Origin of the sequence: Kitasatospora sp. NPDC093806 (assembly GCF_040683335.1) — a bacterium.
Lineage (GTDB): Bacteria > Actinomycetota > Actinomycetes > Streptomycetales > Streptomycetaceae > Kitasatospora.
Window position 1 is genome coordinate 21109 of sequence record NZ_JBFBDO010000109.1, and the last position, 6000, is coordinate 27108.

General features: G+C 72.0%; 3 protein-coding genes. All 3 read right to left on the reverse strand.

Going from position 1 to position 6000, the window contains the following annotated elements; translation table 11 throughout:
• Window positions 1-59 precede the first annotated feature (59 nt).
• Window positions 60-239, reverse strand: coding sequence for a DUF6104 family protein (locus AB0N76_RS32945; protein ID WP_030392846.1), 180 nt, complete (start codon window positions 237-239; stop codon window positions 60-62).
• A 50-nt stretch (window positions 240-289) separates the two neighbouring features.
• Window positions 290-2332, reverse strand: coding sequence for a protein kinase (locus AB0N76_RS32950; protein WP_363563493.1), 2043 nt, complete (start codon window positions 2330-2332; stop codon window positions 290-292).
• Window positions 2333-2586: 254 nt separating this feature from the next.
• Window positions 2587-6000 (reverse strand): multifunctional oxoglutarate decarboxylase/oxoglutarate dehydrogenase thiamine pyrophosphate-binding subunit/dihydrolipoyllysine-residue succinyltransferase subunit (locus AB0N76_RS32955; RefSeq protein WP_363563495.1); only part of this gene is annotated, 3414 nt, incomplete at its 5' end.

A 6000-nucleotide genomic window follows, 5' to 3' on the forward strand; every position in this document is an offset into this window, starting at 1 on the left:
AACGCGCGAGGGCCCGGAGGCGGCTGCCTCCGGGCCCTCATGCGGGCGGTTTCACCGGATCACTCGTCGTCCTCGTCGTCGAGCCGCGCCAGCCAGGTGGCCAGCCGCTCGACCGGGACCTCGAAGTCCGGGTTGAGGTCGACGAACTCGCGCAGGCGCTCGGCCAGCCACTCGAAGGTGACCTCCTCGTCGCCGCGCCGGCTCGCCAGCTCCTCGATGCCGCGGTCGGTGAAGTACACGGTTCGCTCCGGTCCGATGGTGGTTTTCGACCTGGTCAGGATAGACCGGGTCAGCTGGCGCGCCAGGTGCTCAGGGTCAGCTTGGCGGCCCCGGTGGTGGAGTCGGCCACCTCGATCACGCCGACGGCGATGTTGCGGGTGATCCGGTCGCGGATGCAGAGCAGCCGGCCGGGGGCGACCCGGTTGTAGGAGAGGTCGCTGTCCGGCCGGGAGTCGATCGCGGCGGCGCACTCCTCGGGCGTGACGGTGGCCTCGGTGATCACGGCGAAGTCCGACTTGTTGTCGCCGTAGCTCGCGAAGCCGTTGGCCCGGTTGGAGCTGCCGAGGGCGGTCACGCCCAGGCCCCACTTCAGGCTGGTGCTGCGCGGCACGACGGTGCCCGAGTCCAGGTCGATCCGGTAGGAGTCGGAGGAGTACTCGGAGGCCGGGATGGACAGCGACTTCTTGTCCAGCAGCGGGGCGTAGCCGGTGGGGCGGGCCGGTGCGGTGACCCCGTCGCTCGACGTCGCCGACGGCGCGGCCGTCACCTTGCCCGAGGTCTTGCTCGGCGTCGGGGTCGGCGTCTCGGCGGACGGCGAGGCGGGCGGCTGGGTGGCGGTCGGGCTGGGCGCGGCGTTCGGCTGCGCGGTGCCCGGGCCGGCCTGGGCGGAGTTCTTCTTGTCGTCGTCCTTGCCGAACTTGTTCATCAGCACCACGCCGCCGGCCGTGCCGCCGAGCGCCATCACCAGGGCGACGGTCAGCAGCACCTTCCAGGAGACGCCGCCCTTGCGCCGCGGCTCCGGCTCGGCGGCCTGGGTGGTGACCACCGGCCCGGGCGGCGGGGTGTCGTAGGACGGCGGCTCGGGCTGCAGCCGGGCGGTCGGCGGGGCGCCCAGCACCGGGCCGGTGGGCGCCTCGGTGGGCGGCTGCACGGCGCCGTACGCGCCGACCGGCGGCGGGGTGAACCCGGGCGGCGGGGTCTGCGACGGGGCGGGGCCGAAGCCGGGAGCCGGGCCGAAGGACGGCGCGGGGGTCGGCGGCCCGAAGGACGGCGCGGTGGCCGGGTGGGTGACCGGGTGGGTGGGCGCGGCGGCCGGCTGCGGCGGGGTGGTGGGCGGCCCGGCCGGGGCCGGGGGAGCGGTGGGCGCGGCCGGCAGCGGGGTGGGCGGGGTCTTCGGGAGGTCCGAGCGGCGGGTGATCTCGGTGTTGACCTGCCGGGGCAGCCAGTCGTCGGAGAACCGCAGCTGGCCGCCGACGGTCGGGTGGTTGCGGGCGATCTCGATGATCTCGGCCGGCTTGGGCCGGTCCTCGGGGGACTTGGCGAGGCAGCGCAGGATCAGCTCGCGCAGGTCGGCCGGGACGGCGTCCAGGTCGGCCTGCTCGTGCACCACCCGGTAGAGCACGGCGGTGTCCGGGCCGTCGCCGAACGGCGCGGTGCCGCCGGCCACGTAGGCGGCCAGCGCGCCGAGCGCGAAGACGTCGGTGGCCGGGGTGACCGGCTTGCCCTGGGCCTGCTCGGGCGACATGAAGGCGGGCGAGCCGATCCGGTAGCCGGTGCCGGTGAGGGCGGTGGCGTCGGCGGCCCGGGCGATGCCGAAGTCGATCACCCGCGGGCCGTCGCCGGCCACCAGCACGTTGGCGGGCTTGAGGTCGCGGTGCACCACCTCGACGCTGTGGATCGCCTGGAGCGCCTCGGCGATGCCGCCCATCAGCAGCAGCACGGTGCGCACCGGCAGCGCGCCGTTCTCCCGCACCACCTGCTGCAGGGACGGGCCGGGGACGTAGGCGGTGACCAGCCACGGCGCGTCGCCGTCCAGGCCGCCGGAGTCGATCACCTGGGCGGTGTAGAGCCCGTGGATCCGCTGGGCGTTGGTGACCTCCTGGGCGAACCGCCGGCGGAACTCGACGTCCTCGGCGAACTCCGGGCGGACCACCTTGAGCGCCACCGGGCGGCCGCCCGGCGTGTACGAGAGGTAGACCCGGCCCATGCCGCCGGCCCCGAGGCGGGCGAACAGCCGGTAGCCGCCGACCTCCCTCGGGTCGTCCGGAAGCAGCGGCTGGAAGACCGGCGGGAGCGGCGTGTCGGCGGCGTCCCGTGGCGTGTCGGCGGTCATGCGGTTGTTCCCCCTGGGAGAGCGGTGAGGTCCCCGGCGGCCGGCGGGCGCGATGACGGGCGCCCGGGCGGCGGCCTGGCGAGGCATAACCTATCGACCCGTCAGGACTCCCCGCAGGTCGGTGCCGCTTTGGTTGCAGAGCTGGGACCTTCGCACACGTGCCGGGAACGGCCCCGGCCCCCGCGCCCTCCTGTTTCCAGGGGGCCCGGGGGCCGGGACCGTGCGAGCGGGAGACCCCGCGCCGACCGCGGGGGTCAGAGCGAGAAGATCTCCTCCAGCAGACCCTGCTGCTCGGCGGCGTGGCGCTTGGCCGAGCCGACCGCGGGGGCCGAGGAGGCCGTCCGGGCGACGCGGCGCAGGCGGGAGCCGTTGGCGCTGCGGCCGATGACGACCTGCAGGTGGTCGACCAGGTTCATGGCGATGAACGGCCAGGAACCCTGGTTGGCCGGCTCCTCCTGGGCCCAGACGAACTGGACGTCGTCGCCGTACTTGGCCAGCTCCTCCTGGAGCTCGGCCACCGGCAGCGGGTAGAGCCGCTCGACCCGGACGATCGCGGTGTCGGTGATCCCGCGCTCGGTGCGGGCCGCCTCGACGTCGTAGTAGAACTTGCCCGCGGTGATGACCACCTTGCGCACGTTCGCCGGGTCGACGGTGGAGTCGCCGATGACCGGGCGGAACGAGCCGGACAGGAACTCCTCGGTCGCGCTCGCCGCGGCCTTCAGACGCAGCATCGACTTCGGGGTGAAGACGATCAGCGGCTTGTGGTGCGGGTTGTGCGCCTGCCAGCGGAGCAGGTGGAAGTAGTTCGACGGCAGGGTCGGCATGGCGACCGTCATGTTGTCCTGCGCGCACATCTGGAGGAAGCGCTCCGGGCGGGCGGACGAGTGGTCCGGGCCCTGGCCCTCGTAGCCGTGCGGCAGCAGCAGGGTGACGCCGGAGTGCTGGCCCCACTTCTGCTCGGCGGAGGCGATGTACTCGTCCACCATGGTCTGCGCGCCGTTGACGAAGTCGCCGAACTGCGCCTCCCACATGACCAGCGCGTTCGGGCGGGTCAGCGAGTAGCCGTACTCGAAGCCCATCGCCGCGTACTCGGACAGCAGGCTGTCGTACACGGTGTAGCGGGCCTGGTCCTCGGTGAGGTACTGCAGCGGGGTGTAGTCCTCGCCGGTCTCCCGGTCGATCAGGACGGCGTGCCGCTGGCCGAAGGTGCCGCGGCGGCTGTCCTGGCCGGCCAGGCGGACCGGGTGGCCCTCCATGAGCAGCGAGCCGATGGCGAGGGTCTCGCCGGTCGCCCAGTCGATGGTGTTGTCCTCGACCGAGGCGGCGCGGCGCTGCAGCTGCGGCAGCAGGCGCGGGTGGACGGTCAGCCAGTCCGGCAGGTTGACCTGCGAGGCGGCGATCCGCTTGACCATCTCCTGGGAGATGCCGGTCTGGATGTTGACCGGGAAGTCGGCGACCGGCTTGCCGTTGGTGGCGGCGGCCGGCGCCTGGGCGGCGTCGCGGACCTCGGCGAAGACCTTCTCCAGCTGGCCCTGGAAGTCCTGGAGCGCCTGCTCCGCCTCTTCCATGGTGATGTCGCCGCGACCGATCAGGCCCTCGGTGTACAGCTTGCGCACCGAGCGCTTCTTGTCGATCAGGTCGTACATCAGCGGCTGGGTGAACGACGGGTTGTCGGCCTCGTTGTGACCGCGGCGGCGGTAGCAGATGAGGTCGATCACGACGTCCTTGTGGAACTCCTGACGGAACTCGAAGGCGAGCCGCGCGACGCGGACCACGGCCTCCGGGTCGTCGCCGTTCACGTGGAAGATCGGGGCCTCGATCATGCGGGCCACGTCGGTGCAGTACATCGAGGAGCGCGAGGAGGCCGGGGCGGCGGTGAAGCCGACCTGGTTGTTCACCACGACGTGCACGGTGCCGCCGGTGCGGTAGCCGCGCAGCTGCGACATGTTCAGGGTCTCCGCGACGACGCCCTGGCCGGCGAAGGCCGCGTCGCCGTGGATCTGGATCGGCAGCACCGGGAAGGTGGTGCCGCCCTGGTCCAGGATGTCCTGCTTGGCGCGGGCGATGCCCTCGACGACCGGGTCCACGGCCTCCAGGTGGGAGGGGTTGGCGGCCAGCGAGACCTTGATGGTCTCGCCGTCCAGGCCGGTGAAGGTGCCCTCGGAGCCCAGGTGGTACTTGACGTCGCCGGAGCCGTGCATCGACTTCGGGTCGAGGTTGCCCTCGAACTCGCCGAAGATCTTGCCGTACGGCTTGCCGACGATGTTGGCCAGCACGTTGAGGCGGCCGCGGTGGGCCATGCCGATGACGGCCTCGTCGAGGCGGTGCTCGGCGGCCGAGTCGATGGTGGCGTCCAGCAGCGGGATGAGCGACTCGCCGCCCTCCAGCGAGAAACGCTTCTGCCCGACGTACTTGGTCTGCAGGAAGGTCTCGAACGCCTCGGCCGAGTTCAGCCGGCGCAGGATGCGCAGCTGCTCCTCGCGCTCGGGCTTGGTGTACGGCTTCTCCAGGCGCTCCTGCAGCCACTTGCGCTGCTTCGGGTCCTGGATGTGCATGTACTCGATGCCGACGGTGCGGCAGTAGGTGTTGCGCAGCAGGCCGAGGATGTCGCGGAGCTTCATCATCCGCTGGCCGCCGAAGCCGCCGACCGCGAACTCGCGCTCCAGGTCCCACAGGGTGAGGCCGTGGGTGGTGACGTCCAGGTCGGGGTGCTTGCGCTGCTTGTACTCCAGCGGGTCGGTGTCGGCCATCAGGTGGCCGCGGACCCGGTAGGAGTGGATCAGCTCGATGACGCGGGCGGTCTTGTTGACCTCGTCGTCGTGGGTGGTGGCGACGTCGGTGGCCCAGCGGACCGGCTCGTACGGGATCCGCAGCGACTCGAAGATCTCGTCGTAGAAGCCGTTCTGGCCGAGCAGCAGCTGGTGGATCGTGCGCAGGAACTCGCCCGACGCCGCGCCCTGGATGACGCGGTGGTCGTAGGTCGAGGTCAGCGTCATGATCTTGGAGACGCCGAGGCGGGCCAGCGTCTCCGGGGCGGAGCCCTGGAACTCGGCCGGGTACTCCATGGCGCCGACGCCGACGATGGTGCCCTGGTTCTGCATCAGGCGCGGCACGGAGTGCACGGTGCCGATGCCGCCGGGGTTGGTCAGCGAGACCGTGACGCCGGTGAAGTCGTCCATGGTCAGCTTGTTGGCGCGGGCCCGGCGGACGATGTCCTCGTAGGCCTGCCAGAAGCCGAAGAAGTCGAGGGTCTCGGCCTTCTTGATGGCCGCGACGACGAGCTGGCGGTCGCCGTTGGGCTTCACCAGGTCGATGGCCAGGCCGAGGTTCACGTGCTCGGGCTTGACCAGGAAGGACTTGCCGCCCTCCACCTTGTAGCTGTGGTTCATGCCCGGGGAGGCCTTGACGGCCTGGACCAGGGCGTAACCGATCAGGTGGGTGAAGGAGACCTTGCCACCGCGGGCGCGCTGCAGGTGGTTGTTGATGACGATGCGGTTGTCGATCAACAGCTTGGCCGGGACGGCGCGGACCGAGGTCGCGGTCGGCACCTCCAGCGAGGCGTCCATGTTGGTCGCGACGGCCTTGGCCGGGCCGCGCAGCGGGACCAGCTCGGGGCCGGTGCCCTCGGCGGCGGGCGCGGGCGCCGGGGCGGCGGCCTTGGGGGCCGG